The following is a 16,839-nucleotide window of genomic DNA, read 5'->3' as shown; positions in this document are numbered from 1 at the left end:
GACACCCCAAACACGGCACAGCAGGAGCGCTCAGCGGGACGCGATGGATCATCAGGACGGACAGCGCAGCGAGCCGGCGGAAGGCGGACCAGTGGAAGGCGGACCGGACGAGGACCGGCTGTTCTCGGAAGCCAACGCGTGGCACTTCCGTCTGCAGTCCGACGATGTCCGGCCGGCGGAGCGCGCCGCCTTCGCCGAGTGGCTGGCCCGCAGCCCGGCCCATTCGGGCGCCTGGACCGGCTTGCAGACCCTCCTTCACGACCTGAAGGAACCCGCCCGCGCCGCCTACGCCGAGTCCCGCGTCGCGCCGCCGCGCCGCCCGGCGGCGGCCGGCATCCGGCGCCTCGCCGCGGCGCTGACCATCCTGCTGGCGGTCGGCGGCGTCGGCGTCTGGCACGGACCGACGCTGTACCAGAACGCCGTCGCGGATCAGGTGACTTCGACCGGCCAGCGCCGGACCCTAACGCTGCCGGACGGCTCCACGGTCGAGATGAACGGCGACACCGCGCTGGCGTTCGATGACCGGGACGGCGAGCGGCGCGTCAGGCTTCTGCGCGGCGAGGCGTGGTTCCACGTCACGCGCGATCCCGACCATCCCTTCGTCGTCGATGGCGGGGCGGGCGCCGCCCGCGTGTTGGGAACCCAGTTCAGCGTCCGGCGCGAGACCGACCGCACGACGGTCACCGTGGGCGAAGGGCTGGTGGAGGTCGTCGCCCATCGGAACGCCGATGGCAACGCCCCCTGGCCCGACAGCGTCCGCCTGCGCCCCGGCGAGAGCGCGGAGGCCGATGCCCACGGCGTGACCGGGCCACGGGCGGTTGACCCCGCCGTCGCCTTCGCGTGGCGCCAGGGCCAGATTGTCTTCCGCCAGCAGCCGCTCGCCTCGGTCATCGCGGCGCTGAACCGGCAATGGCCGGGCCGGGTGGTCCTGCTGAACGACGAGGCGGCGGAGCGCGTCGTGTCGGGTGTCTTCGCGCTCGACCGGCCGGACGCCGTGATCGACGCGCTGGAGCGCGGTCTCGGCGTGCGCGCCACCCGCATCACTCCCTACCTGACCCTGCTCCGCTGAAAAAAACGCGGGGCCTGAAAAAACTTCCCAGGGTTCTCCGTGCGCCCGTCGTCATGTTCGGGAAAGGAGAGAATGAGACGCAATCGCAGAAAGCGGCGCGCTCTCTCACCGGACGACAGAGGCGAGCGATGACATCGGTGATGTGTGAAGCGACGGGTGTGACGAACGGGTGCCGGGACGGTGTTCTGGGCGGGCGGCTGGGGCACGGGGTCCCAAGCCGGTTCAAAGTCCGGTCCAAAGCCCGGTTCATGGGGCGCCTTCTGGCGACGACGATGCTGATCGTGCCGGGCCTTCTCCTGTCCGGCGTCGCCGCGGCACTGGCGCAGTCGACCCAGGAGTCGATCACGGCCGGCCCGGTGACCTTCGCCATCGCGCCGCAGTCGGTGGACGGGGCGCTCGTCGCCTTCTCCACCGCCACCCGCATCCAGGTGCTGAGCCCCGGCGCCGTGACCCAGGGCGTCAATTCTCCCGGCGTCAGCGGATCGATGACCGCGCGCGAAGGGCTGAACCGCCTGCTGTCCGGCACCGGGCTGGCCGCCCGCTTCCTCAACGCCGACACCGTGACGGTCGAGCGCGTGTCCGCCGGCGACGCCGTCCTGCTCGACCCGCTGCAGGTCGAGGGAAGCCGGGGCGCCACCGGCCCCGGCGCCCTGCCCCCGGCCTATGCCGGCGGTCAGGTGGCGCGCGGCGGGCGCATCGGCGCGCTGGGCAACCAGGACGCGATGGACGTTCCCTTCTCCGTCACCAGCTACACCGCCGAAACCATCCGCAACCAGCAGGCGGACACCATCGCCGACGTGCTGGCCAACGACCCGGCCGTGCGCAGCAGCCTCGGCTACGGCAATTTCTCCGAGAGCTTCGTCATCCGCGGCTTCCCGCTGGCCGGGGAGGACCTGTCGGTCGACGGCCTCTACGGCACCGCTCCGCGCCAGATCGTCGCCACCAACATGTTCGAACGGGTGGAAGTGCTGAAGGGCGCCAACGCCTTCCTCAACGGCGCGGCCCCCAGCGGGTCCGGCATCGGCGGCGGCGTGAACCTCGTGCCCAAGCGGGCGGAGGACGATCCGCTGACCCGGCTGACCGCCAGCTACGCCATGGACAGCCGCCTCGGTTTGGCGGCCGATGTCGGCCGCCGGTTCGGCGACGCCAAGCAGTTCGGCGTGCGCGCCAACGCCGCGATCCGCGGCGGCGACACCGCCATCGACGACGAGGAGCGGAGGCTGACGCTCGGCTCCCTGGCCCTGGACTACCGCGGCGAGCGCGCCCGCGTGGCGCTCGACGTCGGCACCCAGACCCAGCGGGTGGATCAGGGCCGACCCGTGGTCTATGTCGGCAGCTTCGTCCCGGCGGTGCCGTCGGCTTCGCAGAACTACGCGCAGCCCTGGAGCTATTCGCGGATGCGCGACACCTTCGGCCAGATCCGCGCCGAGTACGACATCCTGCCCACCCTGACCGCCTACGGCGCCTTCGGCCTGCGCAGCATGCGCGAGGACGGCGACTACGCCTCTCCCACCATCACGCGGCCCGACGGCACCGGCACGGTCCGGCGCCTGACCGTCCCGCGCGAGGACGACACCGTCACCGGCCAGGGCGGCGTCCGGGCCGATCTGCAAACCGGCCCGTTCCGGCACCAGTTGAACGCCGGCGCCTCCGCGCTGCGGACGACCAACAACAACGGCTTCGAGTTCGGCACGACCTCGACCATCAACCTCTACACCATGGTCGGCCTGCCGCGCCCGGCGACGACCTCGGCCAGCGGCATGGTCGGCGACCTGCCGAAGGTCAGCGAGTCGGTGCTGCGCAGCGTCTACGCGTCGGACACGGTGTCGATCCTGAACGACCGGGTGATGGTCACCGCCGGCCTGCGCCAGCAGAACATCCAGGTGCGCGGCTACAACCGGGCCAACGGCGCCCGCACCTCCGATTACGACCAGTCGGCGCTGACGCCGGTGGTCGGGCTGGTGGTGAAGCCGGTCGAGACGCTGTCGCTCTACGCCAACCGGATCGAAGGGCTGGCGCAGGGGCCGACCGCCCCGTCCACCGCGGCCAACTCCGGCGAGATCTTCGCGCCCTACCGGTCGGTCCAGTACGAGGTCGGCGGCAAGCTGGACTTCGGCAGCTTCGGCGGCTCGCTGTCGCTGTTCCAGACCACCCAGCCCAGCGGCGTCACCGACCCGTTCACCCGCGTCTACAGCGTGTCCGGCGAACAGCGCAACCGCGGCATCGAGCTGATGCTGTACGGCGAGCCGGTGCCGGGCGTCCGGCTTCTGGGCGGCGCCACTGTCATCGATCCGGAACTGAGCGACACCGGCAGCGCCGCAACCGAGGGCAAGGACGCCGTCGGCGTGCCGCGCCACCAATTCAACGCCAACGTCGAATGGGACCTGCCCTTCCTCCCCGCATCCGTCCCCACCGTGACGCTGACCGGGCGCGTGATCCACACCGGATCGCAGTATCTCAACGCCGCCAATACGCTGAAGATTCCCAGCTGGACCCGCTTCGACGTCGGCGCGCGGATGATCACCGAGGTCCAGAACCGTCCGGTGACCATCCGGGCGGCGGTCGAGAACGTGACCGACAAGGCCTATTGGGCGTCGGCCTCCGGCGGCTACCTCAGCCAGGGCAACCCGCTGACGGCCAAGCTGTCGGTGTCGGTGGACTTCTGACGGCGGATTTCTGGAGGTGGATGCCCGACCGGCGAAGCTGTGACGGCGGCATGAGGGGGCCCCGATGACCAACCGAACCATCCGGATCTGGACTGCGATCCACAAATGGACCAGCCTGATCTGCACGATCTTCATGCTGCTGCTGTGCCTGACCGGCCTGCCGCTGATCTTCCATGACGAGATCGAGGCGCTGACGGCCGAGGATACCCTCCCGCCGATGCCGGCCGAAACGCCGTTGAAATCGCTGGACGAGGCTGTGGCCTCGGCGCTGGCGACCTACCCCGGCGAGCGGCCGCTGTTCCTCAGCTTCGACGTGGACCGGCCGGTGGTGAACGTCACCACCGGACCGGGGGCCCGTCCTCCGGTGTCGCAGATGCACATCTCGGCCATCGACCTGCGCACCACGCGGATCCTCGCCGACCTGAACGAGGACGGCGGGTTCATGCATGTGATGCTGCGCCTGCATGTGGACCTGTTCGCCGGGCTGCCCGGCGAGCTGTTCCTCGGCTTCATGGGCTTCCTGCTGGTCCTGGCCACCCTGTCGGGCGTGGTGATCTACGCCCCCTTCATGCGCAAGCTGTCCTTCGGCACGGTGCGGGCCGGGCGCGGCCGGCGGCTGAAGTGGCTCGACCTGCACAACATGCTGGGCATCGTCACGCTGATGTGGGTGGTGGTGGTCGGGCTGACCGGCGTCATCAACACCCTGTCCGTGCCGCTCGTCGCCTACTGGCGCGCCAACGAGCTGGCGGCGATGATCGCCCCCTACGAGGGCAAGCCGGTTCCGGAGCGCTTCGCCTCGGTCGACGCGGCGGTCCGCACCGCCATGGCGGCCGCTCCCGGCATGCGGCCGCAATTCGTCGCCTTCCCCGGCGTGCGCTTTTCCAGCAACCACCATTACGCGGTGTGGCTGAAGGGAGCCACGCCGGCCACCAACCGCATCCTGACCCCCGCCCTGATCGACGCCGAGACGGGGGCCTTCACCGACATGCGCTCCATGCCCTGGTACATGCTGGCGCTGCGGTTGTCGCAGCCGCTGCATTTCGGCGATTACGGCGGGCTGCCGATGAAGGTCCTGTGGGCGGTGCTGGACCTGCTGACCATCGTCATCCTCGGCAGCGGCCTGTATTTGTGGATCGCCCGCCGCCGCCTTGTCCAGAATCGCCGTGCCCAGGACAACCATGTCCAGGATCGCCGTCTCCAGGATCATGCCGCCGGGGAGGCCGCGGAATGACGCCGCGCGCTCCCTTCCGACCCTTGGCGGTCTTCGGCATTCCGACGGTGATCGCGCTCGTCACCGCCGTCGGGCTGGTTGCCGCTTTGCTGGATGACGGCGTCGTGGACGCCGTGTCCTGGGCCGCGCTGTCGGTCCCCGTGCTCACCACGGTGTGGTGCTGGCGCAAACGCAAACGCTGAGTAGGTTTCCGACAAGACGGCGGGTCCGTTCCGTGCTCTGGGCGGACCAAGGGTGTTCCCATCGCAACACTGCCCGGGATCGCGGTCTCCGCGCCCGGGAAAGCCTCTTGATGGGTCCGGGTCCCCACGCCTCTCCCGCAAGCGGCGGCTTGGCACGGGCGTCCGGCCGGGCCACCGGGCGGCGAGGGACTTCGGGAGCGGTGATGGAAGCGTCGTTGTGGATCGTCGCGCTGGGCGCAGCCGTGGCCGGGTTCGTTCAAAGCCTGTCAGGGTTCGCCTTCGGGATGGTGGCCATGTCCTTCCGGGCCTGGGGACTCGACCCTCGGACCGCCGCCATCCTGACGGTGTTCGGTGCCCTGACCGGGCAGGTGATCGCCATGCTGGCGGCGTCCCTGCCATCCGTGCTGCTGCCGTCCGCAAGCTGATCAGCGGATACACGGCGGCGGTACGTCCCCGAACGCTGGCATGGCAACGGACAACCACACCTATTATTAACATTTAGATTTAGTTGTTTGTATGCTTTAAACACATTCATAGAAATATTCAGGCTTTCTTTATAGACATTTTGAGAGAAGACCCGCCATGCCGTCGGACTTGGTGGCCCAGACCCTGTCCGACCTGCTTCTGCGCTCGCTCAGCCTCGGCGGACGGCGGGGCGAAATGGGCGATTGCCGATCCTGCACGACATCGCCTGGGCAACAAGCGTCGCGGCGCTCTGTTGGCGAAGACAACCGGCGCAGAGAAAGACCGTGCCCTGGCTTCCACGTCCTCTTTCACAAACCATTGCAGAGGCGACCGTCACCATGAGCGTGGACATCCTCTTCCGCCCGTTTGCCCTGAAGTCGCTGAATCTGAAGAACCGGGTCGTCATGGCCCCGATGACCCGGTCCTTCTCGCCGGGCGGCGTGCCGACGGACGATGTGGCCGCCTATTACCGCCGCCGGGCGGAGAACGAGGTCGGCCTGATCCTGTCCGAGGGCACCGTCATCGACCGGCCCACCTCCTCGAACGATCCCAACGTTCCGCGCTTCCATGGAGAGGATGCGCTGGCCGGATGGAAGAGGGTCATCGACGGCGTGCACGGGGCGGGGGGCGCAATGGCGCCGCAGATCTGGCACATGGGCGTGATGGCCCCGCACCTGTCCGGCTGGACGCCGGCGCAGCCATTCGAAGGCCCCTCGGGCCTCGTCGTGCCGGGCAAGCCCGGCGGCAACGGCATGAGCGAGCAGGACATCGCGGACACCATCGCCGCCTTCGGCCGCGCCGCGGCGGATGCGAAGCGGCTGGGCTTCGATGCGGTCGAGATCCACGGTGCCCACGGCTACCTGATCGATCAGTTCTTCTGGGCCGGAATGAACAAGCGGACCGACGCCTTCGGCGGCTCCACCCTGCCGGAACGCAGCCGCTTCGCGGTCGAGGTGGTCAAGGCGGTGCGTGCGGCGGTCGGCGAGAACTTCGCCGTGCTCCTCCGCCTCTCGCAGTGGAAGCAGCAGGATTTCGCGGTGCGCCTCGCCAAGACGCCGGAGGAGATGGAAGCGTGGCTGGCTCCGCTGGCCGACGCGGGCGTCGACATCTTCCACTGTTCGCAGCGGCGCTTCTGGCAGCCGGAATTCGAGGGCTCGGACCTGAACTTTGCCGGCTGGGCCAAGAAACTGACCGGCAAGGCCACGATCACCGTTGGTTCCGTCGGCCTGTCGGGCGAGTTCATCGCCGCCTTCCAGGGCGAAAGTTCGCAGCCCAGCCCTCTGGATGAGTTGCTGCGCCGCTTCGAGCGCGGTGACTTCGACCTCGTCGCCGTCGGCCGGGCCCTGCTCTCCGACCCACAATGGGTCCGGAAGGTTCGGGAAGGGCGCATGGAGGCGTTGCGCGATTTCACCAAGGAAGCGCTTGCCACCCTGGTGTGACGAGCGGGCCGGAAAAGATCATGTTGGATGATGTCTGTGGGACCGATTAACGTCCCCTTGGCCGACAGAGGAGCGCGGCCCATGCGTGCTCATTCACGTTGCACCCGTTTCGCTCACAGGTTTTGCGGCGTTCTTCTGATCGCACTGGCGACCGTTGCCATCGCTTGCCCGGCGGACGCCCGTCCAGGCGATGTGCGGATCGTCTACGCCGTACCGAAAAACCCTTCGCACGAGGCGATTTACCGGACGTTGCAGGACAAGCGCGTGCTGGAACGCATCCGCGGCCGCGTCGAGGGAATCGACCTGCCGCGCGTGCTGACCATCAGGACCGAAGGGTGCGACGGTGAGATCAATGCCTCCTATGAAACCTCCGACGCCACACTGAGCATCTGCTACGAGTATCTCGCCTACATCCAGGAACTCGGACAAAACATCCCACCGGCTGGTGTCAGCGAGGGGCTGACGCCTGCGAACTACATCGTCGGACCCTTTCTGGAGGTCGTGCTTCACGAACTCGCCCACGCCATTTTTGATCTGAAGAAAGTGCCGATCCTGGGCCGCGAGGAGGATGCCGCCGACCAGATCGCCGCCTACACGTTGCTGCAGTTGGGCAAGGACGAGGCCCGCCGGGTGATCGCCAGCGTTGCCGTGATGTACGCGAGCGAGGCGAAGGAAGCGCCGACGGAATTGAAGGACTTCGCGAACGAGCACAGCTTGCCGGCCCAACGTTTCTACAACCTGATGTGCATCAGCTATGGCTCCGACCGGAAGAGCTTCGGCGATTTCGTGGAGAAGGGCTATCTGCCGGCCGAACGGGCCGAACTGTGCGAAGAGGAGTACCGGCAGGTCAAGTTTGCCTACGAAAAGCTCGTGGCGCCCCATTTGAGGGGGGTGCGAAAGGCGAACCGCTCCGGGTGAGCATCCGCTCCGGCTTTCCCGCGCTGCAAGGGCCAAATGAAGTTTGACCATCCCCGTTTTCCGTGCAGAGGGAAGCTGGTCAAGTGTCTTCAAGAACGCGATGGCAAGAACCAAAAATCAATATTCATGAAAATATTTCTCTATCGCAGAAGCGGAACGATCATTGGTTTGTTTTCGAGCGGGTGAACATCACTATTATGGCCAAAAATCAGATATCCTGCGATGGCTATTGCCACAACAACAATAGCCGTTTTTGCTATCAGGATGATAACGTACTTATATTGGGATTTTTCCATTTTCTTCCTGCGGCTGTGCATCATGTTCATTGTCCCGAGAGAATCGAGTGTTTTTTCGGAATGCGAGGCGCCCGGACGTTCGCAGTTTTTCCTGATCTGCGAACGCCGAAGTCCGGTTGATCCATGCCGCTCACGCCGACCACCCGACCGACCGCCACCCAGCCTGCCTCCACCAAAGCTGCCGCGATCAAACGAGCCGGTCCGGGTTCCGGCGCCACCGCGATCCGGGCCTCCGCCGGATCCCGCCGGCAAGCGCGATGGCCCGGCCGCGGCAGGCGTCACGGAACGGAGCGTCCCATCACGGACGCGGGTCTGCATGCTGGAAACCACCTGTTGTCGACCTCCGGCACCGGAACCTCTTCGATCGACAGCGGCATTTTGAATTGGCGGACCACCGCCGCTTTCATCGTTTTTGCCATGGTTCCCTTCCTTGCCGTGGCTTCCATGGGAACGTTGACGATGTCCCGCATTCCGGCGCTTTTCGGTTCAACGCTCCACGCCGGATCAGCTTTTCCGCTCCCTTGACGATCAGAACGCCAGGACCGTGCGAAGCACGATGACGTGCGCCTTGTCATCCGGCGAGCCCGTGGCCGCGGTCTCGGGGCGATCGCTGTTGGAGAGCACATAGTCGTACTGGGCGTTCACGGTCAGGCCCGAAGCGACCGTGTAACCGGCCCCAACTTCGTAGGCCGTCACCCGCCGGCTGCCCGGGTCGAGCATGGAACCGGGGTCGACACCGTACTTGTAATTCGCACCCACCACGATGGCCCCGGCGGTGTACTGCACACCCGCGGTCCAGTTGTACATATCGTCCGCGAAGAAACCGGGACGCTTGTTCTGGCCCGACTTGCCGAAGCTGGTGTAACTGCCACCGACGGCGAAGCCGGCATAACCGAGCTGCGCGCCAACCTGCCAAGCGTTCAGGTCGCGGAAGGAGTCCGCAGCCACCGTGCTGTCCGAGGACGTGCCCCAGAAATAGCCGGCGCTGGCCTTGACGTCGAAGCCGAAGACGTTGCCGTCATAGTTCGCGCCGACCTCGACCAGATTGGCGAAGGAGTTGGTGACGCCCTGGTTGGCGATCGCCGAAGACGCCTTCGACCGGTTGACGTCCTGATTGAAGGAGTCGTTGCGCGGGGTGTAGCTGGCACCGAACTGCACGCCGGCGAAACGTGGGGAGAAGTAGACGATCTTCGTTGCGTTGGCGTCCGGTGTCAGCGATGGCCACAGGATGCTGGCGGCGTTGACGGCTTCGGCGACCCCACCGAGGACGTCGGAGCCCTGATACCGGCCATTCGCCGGGTTGACGGACTGCCCGGCCGTCGTTGGGCCGACCCAGTTCGTCACCTGATCGAGATCGATGATGCTGGTCGGCAGATAGTCGCCCGGCGTCGAGATGAAGGTCTCATCGTTGAAGGAATTGGACACGCCGAGGCGCACCTCGCCGAACCGGCCCTGTGCAAAGATGAAGGCACGATCGGCGTTGACGCCGGTGTCGGAACCGGAGGCGCGGATGCGGATGCGCCCACCATACTCCAGGCCGTTGTCCGCTTTGGCAACCGGCGTGATGTGCACGCGGAAGCGGTTGCGGAACTCGGTCGAACGCAGGCCTGAGTCAAGGTCCTGATTGACGAAGCCCGCTTCGAAGAAGGCATCGCCACCGATTTTTATCTCGTACTTGGCCTGGGCGTTGGCTTTCCCGGCGCCCATTGCCAGAGCAGCGGCAGCGCAGCCCGCCAGAAAACAGCGGTTCATGATCGTCCCCTCCATCCTGGCAGTGATCACTCCACACGTTGAGCCAAAAGACGGAACTGCTCCGATCCGCGCCACGCAGCGGCCGACACCGTGTGCAGGGCTCGTCAGCCTTGCAGCGGCGGTGCGTTGCCCGGAGGCGTGTCGATGGTCCTTCTCCACACCCGCAGACCGGAGACGGCGAAGAAAATCGTCACCAAGGGATTGAGAATGTTGAAGAAGCAGTACATGGCGAAGCCGGTCGCCGACACGCCGAGCGCCGCCGCCATGTAGGCCCCGCAACTGTTCCAGGGGATCAGCGGTGAGGTCACCGTCGCCGAATCGCCGACGACGCGCGACAGCAGCACGGGGGCGAGACCCCTCTTCGCGAATTCCGCCTTGAACAACCGGCCCGGCAGGGCGATCGAGATATACTGGTCCGAGGTGACGATGTTGGCGCCGATGCAGGTGGCGACCACGGTCGCCACGAGCCCGCCGACGGACCTCATCCGATGGATCACCGGGTCGATCAGGCGATTGAGGAGCCCGGCATGCTCCACCGTCGCGCCGAACGACAGCGCGGTGATGATCAGCCACACCGTGTTCATCATGCTGGACATGCCGCCCCGCGTCAGGATGACGTCGAGGGACTCGTTGCCGCTGTGCGCGACGTAGCCGTTGGCGAGCGCCATCCACACACCCTTCAGCATGGTGACGGCGGCCGGCAGCTCCGGTGCGGCGGCGAAGGCGGCGACACGCCCCGGCTCCAGGACAACCGCCAGAAGCCCGCCCGCCAGGGCGCCGAAGAAGATCGTGATGAAGGGCGGAAACCGGGCGATCGACAGGCCGAGGACCAGCAGCAGCGGCGTGAAGGCCCAGAGCGACACCGTGAAGTGGCTTTCGATGCCGGACATCATGGCGGTGGCGTCGAAATCGCCGGGCGCCCCCAGCATCCCGAAGAGAAGGATGGCGACGAGCAGGGCCGGGACCGAGGTGAACAGCGATTCCCGGATGTGCTCGTAGATCCCGGACCCCGTCACCGCGGTCGCCAGATTGGCGGTGTCGGACAGCGGGGAGGCCTTGTCGCCGAAATAGGCGCCGGAGATCACCGCGCCGGCCGTGATTTCCGGCGACAGGTTCATGCTGGCCGCCACGCCCATCAGGCCGATGCCGATGGTCCCCGCAACGGTCCAGGAGCTTCCGATGCTGAAGCCGACCAGGGCGCAGATGATCGCGGTCGTCGCGTAGAAATAGTGGGGGCTGAGGATCTGGAGGCCGTAATAGACCATCGCCACGATGGTGCCGCTGAGCGCCCAGGTGCCGATCAGCGCGCCCACCGCCAGCAGGATCATGATGGCCGCAAGCCCGGTGGAGATGCCGTCGACCACAGCCTGGCGCACCCCGTCCCAGGGCATCCCGTTCTTGTAGGCGATCCCCGCCGCGATGATCCCGGAGAACAGCAGCGCCACCTGGTTCGGCCCTGCGGAAGCGTCCTTGCCGAACAGGAGGTAGGACAGCGCGAGCAGGGCGATGAGGACGATCATCGGAAGCAGGGCGTCAAGCAGGGTGGGCCGACGCGCCTCCCGCTTTTCCCCAGCCGGCATCGAAACGTGGTTCGCCATGGCCGCAGCCTCCTTTTCCGGATCGCCGCCCCAATCAGGCCGCCTACCCGTGCCAACTCGTCGTCGTGAAGGCGGTGTCGATCAGCGTGCCCTTCTCGCCGCGCACGATCGCCGGAATGTCGGCGAGCGCCCCGATAGCCGCGGTTCGCCCCGTCGCCGTCGCGAACCGGCAGGCGGCGTCCACCTTCGGCCCCATGGACCCGGCCGGGAAGCTGTACCGGCCCATCGCCTCGGGGCTCGCGCGGTGGATGGCCCGCGCGTCCGGCGTTCCCCAGCCGAGGAACACGGCCTCGGCGTCGGTCGCCATGATGAGAAGGTCGGCACCCAGCTCGCGCGCCAGCAGCTCCGAGCAGAGGTCCTTGTCGATCACCGCCTCGACGCCGACCAGCGTGCGTTCCTTGCCCGGCTGGTGCGTGGCCGGCTGGTGCATGGCCGGCTGGTACATGGTGGGTATCCCGCCGCCGCCGGCGCAGATCACGATGGTTCCCTGGTCCAGCAGCCAGCGGATCGGCCGGATCTCAAAGATGCGCTTGGGGGCCGGCGACGGCACGACCCGCCGCCAGGATGCGCCGTCCGGCTTGAACACCCACCCCTTCTCGGCCGCGATGCGCTCGGCCTCGGCGGCTCCGTAGACCGGCCCCACAAACTTGGTCGGATCGTTGAAGGCCGGGTCGTCGCCGTCGACCTCCACCATGGTCAGCAGCGTGGCGAAGGGCACTTCGAACGGCAGGAGGTTGCCCAGCTCCTGCTCGATCATGTAGCCGATCATGCCCTCGGTCTCGGCCCCCAGGACGTCCAGCGGATAGGCTTCGTCCGGCCGGTAAGCGGCGCCCTGGAGCGCCAGAAGCCCGACCTGCGGCCCGTTGCCGTGGCTGATCACGAGCTGATGCTCCCGGGCGACCGGGGCCATGGCCTCGGCGGCGACGCGGATGTTGCGGCGCTGCACGTCGGCGGTCATCGGCTCGCCGCGTTTCAACAGAGCGTTGCCTCCCAAAGCGACGACGACGCGCATGGTCTCATTCTCCCCCTCATTCCCCCAACGTGGCGACGAGAAGCGCCTTGATCGTGTGCATGCGGTTCTCCGCCTGTTCGAAGGCGATGTTCGCCTCCGATTCAAAGACCTCGTTGGTCACCTCGAGCCCGTTGGGCATCCCGTAGTCCTCGGCGATCTGCCGGCCGAGCGTCGTCTCGCTGTCGTGGAAGGCCGGCAGGCAGTGCATGAACTTGACCTGCGGGTTGCCGCTTGCCGCCATCAGCTTCGGGTTGACCTGATAGGGCTTGAGCAACGCGATCCGCTCCCGCCAGACATCCTTGGGCTCGCCCATCGAAACCCAAACGTCGGTGTGGATGAAATCGACCCCGGCCACCGCTTCGGCGGTGTTGTCGGTGATGGTCAGCCGTGCGCCCGAGGCCGCCGCCAGCTTCCGGGCGATGGCGGTGTACTCCTCCGACGGCCACAGGCTCTGCGGCCCGCAGATGCGTACGTCCATGCCCATCAGGCAGCCGACGATCATCAGCGAATGGCCCATGTTGGACCGGGTGTCACCGACATAGGCGTACGTGATGTCGGTGATCGGCTTGTCGCTGTGCTCGCGCATCGTCATGACGTCGGCGAGCATCTGGGTCGGGTGGTATTCGTCGGTGAGGCCGTTGTAGACCGGTACACCCGCGTACTTCGCCAACTGCTCCACGCCGCCCTGCGCGGCGCCGCGGTATTCGATGGCGTCGTACATCCGGCCGAGGACGCGCGCGGTGTCCTTGAAGGATTCCTTATGGCCGATCTGCGAGCCGGCGGGATCGAGGTAGGTGACGTTGGCGCCCTGGTCGTGGCAGGCGACCTCGAAGGCGCAGCGGGTCCGCGTCGACGTCTTTTCGAAGATCAGGCAGATCTCCTTGCCGCGCAGGTGCTGCTGCTCGGTCCTGGCGTACTTGGCACGCTTGAGGTCGCGCGCGAGGTCGAGCACATAGCGGAATTCCCGCGGCGTGTAATCCTGGACGGTGAGCAGCGACCGGTTGCGCAGATTGAAGCTCATCTTTTCCTCCTGGGGTTCCCTCCGGGTTCGTTGTCCGCGGCGGGTCGTCAGTAGGCGGGCTCCCGCCAGATCGGGCAGGTCATGCAGTGGCCGCCGCCCCGTCCGCGGCCGAGTTCGGCCCCGCGGACGGTGATGACCTCGACGCCGGCCTTGCGCAGCAGCGTGTTGGTGTAGGTGTTGCGGTCGTAGGCCACGACCACGCCGGGTTCGAGGGCGACGACGTTGTTGCCGTCGTCCCACTGCTCGCGCTCCGCCTCGTAGGCGTTTCCGCCGGTTCCGACGACGCGGAGCCTGGAGTAGCCCAGCGCATCGGCCACGACCTCCAGCAGCGGCCTCGCCTCGGGCCGCACCTCGAAGCGCCCCTCGTCGTCCAGGGGGTAGGCGCTGTAGCAGCGGATCTGGTCGACGACTTCCCGGAAGACCGTCACCAGATCGCGGTCGCAGAACGAAAACACCGTGTCCAGATGCATGGCCGCGCGGCTTTTCGGCATCAGGCAGGCGATGACCCGCGACGCCGCGTTGTTGCGGAACAGCGCGCGGGTCACTTGGCCGACCGCTTGGCGGTTGGTGCGCTCCCCCATGCCGATGAGGACGATGCCCTTGCCGATCGGCATCACGTCGCCGCCCTCCAGGGAGGCGCCGGTGAAGTCCTCGTCGGAGTCGCCCCACCAGATCGTGAAGCCGCCGTCCCGGAAGCGGGGATGGAACTTGTAGACCGCCCGCTGCAGCAGCGTCTCCGGCTTGCGGGCCGGCCAGAACATCGGGTTGCAGGTCACGCCGTTGTAGATCCAGCAGGACGGGTCCCGCTGGAACAGCGTGTTGGGGATCGGCGGCAGCACGAAATCGGTGCCGCCGAACGCCTCGTTCAACAGCACGCTCACGGTGTTGTCCGGCAGGTCCGATATGGCGATGCCGCCGATGAGGTGGACGGCGAGGTCCCTGGACGGCATCTCGTCCAGCCAGGGGCGCATGACCTCCACGGCGGCGACCCCGACGGTGTTGGCGGTGACGCGGCGGTCGAGCACGAACCTGCGCGCCTCAGGATCGTCGAGCGTTTGCGCCAGCAGGTCGTGCAGGTCCAGCACCTCGACCCCGCGCTCCTCCATCTTCAGCACGAGGTCGTGGTGGTCCTTCTGCGCCTCGTGCACCCAGATGACGTCATCGAACAGAAGGTCGCGGCAGTTGCCGGGGGTGAGGCGCTGGTGCGCCAGAGACGGCCGGCAAACCAGGACGGTCCGCAGCTTGCCGACTTCCGAATGCACGCCGACTTCAGACATGACGCATCTCCCTGCTTCGATGGCCCGGGATTGCGCGCGGGCCCTTGTTGTCTCGTGACGGCTTGTCTCGTGACGGCTTGTCTTGTGACGGCGCGGCGGCCGTCACAGCGGGCTGATCGTGCCGGTCCACATGAGCCAGGCGGCGAGGACGGCGAGGAGGGCGATGACCGCCGCGATGGCCACCTCCACGCCGGTGAAGGCGGGCTCCCCGTGCTCGCGTCGGGCCCGGACATAGACGAGAATTCCCGGCGCGAAGAGGACCGCGCACATCAGCAGGTACTGAAGGCCGGCCGCGTAGACGAGCCAGAGGCCGTAGGCCGTCGCCAAGGCACCGACCAGGATGCCCTTCGTCCGCGATTCGGCACCGTAGCCCTCGCCGGTCAGGGCCAGTTTCAACGCGTAGGCGCCGGACAGGACGTAGGGGGAAGAATCGCGACCGAGGCGATGAAGTAGAAGAACTGGTACGCGCTGCGCGAAAAGAAGCTGAGCGCGAGGAAGAACTGGATCAGGAGATTGGTTGCCCACAGCGCGTTCACGGGCGACCCGTTGGCGTTCTCCGCGGCGAACCATTTCGGGAAAGTCCCGTCGCGGCCGCAGGTGTAGGGGATCTCCGCGCACAGCAGCGTCCAGGAGAGGAAGGCGCCGCCGACCGAGATCACCAAGCCGATGTTGATCAGGGCGGCGCCCCACGGGCCGACGAGGGACTCGAACACGCCCGCCATGGACGGCACCTTGAGGTCGGCGAGTTCGGGTTGCCGCAGGATGCCCGTCGCCAGCAGCGAGACCAGCACGTAGATTCCCAACGCGCCGACAAAGCCGATCACGGTCGCCCGCCCGACGTCGGAGCGGCGGGCCGCGCGGGCGGAATAGACGCTGGCGCCTTCGATGCCAATGAACACCCACAGAGTCACCAGCATGGTGCTCTTCACCTGCTCCATGACCGAGCCGAGGCCACCCGTGCCGGATCCGGCGCCGGTTCCCCAGAAATCCACCGTGAAGCGATCCCAATGGAAGCCGACGATGGCCACCAGGACGAACAGGAACAGCGGCACCAGCTTGGCGATCGAGGTGACGACGTTCACGAAGGCCGCCTGTTTGATGCCGCTGAGCACGAGCGCGTGGATCAGCCACAGGCACAGCGACGCGCCGACGATGGACGGCAGGTTGTTGCCGTCGCCGAAGATGGGGAAGAAGTGGGACAGGGCCGAGAAGATGGCCACCGCATAGGCCACGTTTCCAAGAAAGGCGCTCAGCCAATAGCCCCAGGCGCTGTTGAAGCCGACGAACGGTCCGAAGCCGGCCTTGGCATAGGCATAGGGGCCTGCGTTCAGGTTCGGTTTGCGCACGGCGAGGTTTTGGTACACGAAGGCGAGCATCATCATGCCGATGCCGGTGATCATCCAGCCGATCAGGATGGCGCCGGGCGACGCTCCCTTGGACATGTCCGATGGAAGATTGAAAACGCCGCCGCCGATCATCGAGCCGACAACGAGCGCAACGAGTGGGAGCAAGGTCAGCTTGTCCGACTTCTGGGTCTGCGCCACGCCAGCGTTTTTCACCGACACGAGATCGTTCACGTCAGCCGTCGTCATCGCCGTCTCTCCGCTATCCTCGTCTCCCTGCCGTCAGGATTCCCTCCAATGAGGCGAGGCGATGAGGTGGGGCATCTTCCGCTCCAGCGTTCATTGGTCACATTCGTTGAATGCCGTTGAAGGAATGGGGACCAGGAACGGAAGTCCCAAGCTTGACGGATTGGCGAGCCGTTACATAAGTTCGATACGGTTTCCGCATCGCCACTGCATCGGCTGCGGCGTTTTATAGGATCCTGGCGATACGGGAAGGACCGATGCCGCCATGAAAATTGGCTGGTGTTACGGTATCTCGGCCAATGAATTTGATCGAATTAGAGAAAA

16 protein-coding genes are annotated in these 16,839 nt (G+C 66.6%); 8 read left to right on the top strand and 8 right to left on the bottom strand.

All coding sequences use genetic code 11. From position 1 onward, the window contains the following. The first annotated feature begins 43 nt into the window (after positions 1-43). From ACWPN5_RS03190 to ACWPN5_RS03160, 7 genes are all read left to right on the top strand, one after another. Positions 44-1,069 (top strand): FecR family protein, encoded by a 1,026-nt coding sequence (locus ACWPN5_RS03190; RefSeq protein WP_492294198.1) that lies wholly within the window; start codon positions 44-46, stop codon positions 1,067-1,069. Between the two features lie 248 nt (positions 1,070-1,317). After that, positions 1,318-3,735, top strand: a complete 2,418-nt coding sequence (locus ACWPN5_RS03185; RefSeq protein WP_492294196.1) for a TonB-dependent siderophore receptor — start codon at positions 1,318-1,320, stop codon at positions 3,733-3,735. Between the two features lie 64 nt (positions 3,736-3,799). Then, positions 3,800-4,966: a PepSY-associated TM helix domain-containing protein gene (locus ACWPN5_RS03180; protein WP_492294195.1), complete on the top strand. Its 1,167-nt coding sequence runs from the start codon at positions 3,800-3,802 to the stop codon at positions 4,964-4,966. Next, positions 4,963-5,148, top strand: a complete 186-nt coding sequence (locus tag ACWPN5_RS03175; protein ID WP_145682313.1) for a hypothetical protein — start codon at positions 4,963-4,965, stop codon at positions 5,146-5,148. Before ACWPN5_RS03180 ends, ACWPN5_RS03175 begins: the two co-directional genes overlap by 4 nt. A 203-nt stretch (positions 5,149-5,351) precedes the next feature. After that, positions 5,352-5,573 (top strand): hypothetical protein, encoded by a 222-nt coding sequence (locus ACWPN5_RS03170; protein ID WP_211101645.1) that lies wholly within the window; start codon positions 5,352-5,354, stop codon positions 5,571-5,573. A gap of 378 nt (positions 5,574-5,951) precedes the next feature. Then, positions 5,952-7,052 (top strand): NADH:flavin oxidoreductase, encoded by a 1,101-nt coding sequence (locus tag ACWPN5_RS03165; RefSeq protein ID WP_492294192.1) that lies wholly within the window; start codon positions 5,952-5,954, stop codon positions 7,050-7,052. An 81-nt stretch (positions 7,053-7,133) separates the two neighbouring features. Next, positions 7,134-7,970, top strand: coding sequence for a DUF4344 domain-containing metallopeptidase (locus ACWPN5_RS03160; RefSeq protein ID WP_492294190.1), 837 nt, complete (start codon positions 7,134-7,136; stop codon positions 7,968-7,970). A 140-nt stretch (positions 7,971-8,110) separates the two neighbouring features. On the opposite strand, the gene ACWPN5_RS03155 is transcribed toward ACWPN5_RS03160, so the two are convergent. After that, positions 8,111-8,584, bottom strand: coding sequence for a hypothetical protein (locus ACWPN5_RS03155; RefSeq protein ID WP_492294188.1), 474 nt, complete (start codon positions 8,582-8,584; stop codon positions 8,111-8,113). Positions 8,585-8,599: 15 nt separating this feature from the next. On the opposite strand from ACWPN5_RS03155, the gene ACWPN5_RS03150 reads away from it, so the two are divergent. Next, entirely contained in the window at positions 8,600-8,791 is a 192-nt protein-coding gene (locus ACWPN5_RS03150) for a hypothetical protein (protein ID WP_492294186.1), read from the top strand. 3 nt (positions 8,792-8,794) lie between these two features. Here the strand turns inward: ACWPN5_RS03150 and ACWPN5_RS03145 are convergent, their stop codons facing one another. From ACWPN5_RS03145 to ACWPN5_RS03115, 7 genes are all read right to left on the bottom strand, one after another. After that, positions 8,795-10,018, bottom strand: a complete 1,224-nt coding sequence (locus ACWPN5_RS03145; RefSeq protein WP_200476685.1) for a porin — start codon at positions 10,016-10,018, stop codon at positions 8,795-8,797. A 104-nt stretch (positions 10,019-10,122) separates the two neighbouring features. Beyond that, positions 10,123-11,616 carry a Na+/H+ antiporter NhaC family protein gene (locus tag ACWPN5_RS03140; RefSeq protein ID WP_492294184.1) on the bottom strand — a complete coding sequence of 498 codons (1,494 nt, stop codon included), beginning with the start codon at positions 11,614-11,616 and terminating at the stop codon, positions 10,123-10,125. A gap of 43 nt (positions 11,617-11,659) precedes the next feature. Further along, positions 11,660-12,628 (bottom strand): carbamate kinase, encoded by a 969-nt coding sequence (gene arcC, locus ACWPN5_RS03135; protein ID WP_145682318.1) that lies wholly within the window; start codon positions 12,626-12,628, stop codon positions 11,660-11,662. 16 nt (positions 12,629-12,644) lie between these two features. After that, positions 12,645-13,649 carry an ornithine carbamoyltransferase gene (locus tag ACWPN5_RS03130; RefSeq protein ID WP_145682319.1) on the bottom strand — a complete coding sequence of 335 codons (1,005 nt, stop codon included), beginning with the start codon at positions 13,647-13,649 and terminating at the stop codon, positions 12,645-12,647. Between the two features lie 47 nt (positions 13,650-13,696). After that, positions 13,697-14,926 (bottom strand): arginine deiminase, encoded by a 1,230-nt coding sequence (locus ACWPN5_RS03125; RefSeq protein WP_492294181.1) that lies wholly within the window; start codon positions 14,924-14,926, stop codon positions 13,697-13,699. A gap of 102 nt (positions 14,927-15,028) precedes the next feature. Continuing rightward, entirely contained in the window at positions 15,029-15,322 is a 294-nt protein-coding gene (locus tag ACWPN5_RS03120; protein WP_492294180.1) for a hypothetical protein, read from the bottom strand. Continuing rightward, positions 15,319-16,503 carry a basic amino acid/polyamine antiporter gene (locus ACWPN5_RS03115; protein WP_492294178.1) on the bottom strand — a complete coding sequence of 395 codons (1,185 nt, stop codon included), beginning with the start codon at positions 16,501-16,503 and terminating at the stop codon, positions 15,319-15,321. The genes ACWPN5_RS03120 and ACWPN5_RS03115 overlap by 4 nt, the downstream gene beginning before the upstream one ends. Positions 16,504-16,839 lie beyond the last annotated feature (336 nt).

The sequence above is a fragment of the Azospirillum sp. UENF 211521 genome, assembly GCF_058780535.1.
This window is presented reverse-complemented; position numbering and strand designations above follow the sequence as displayed.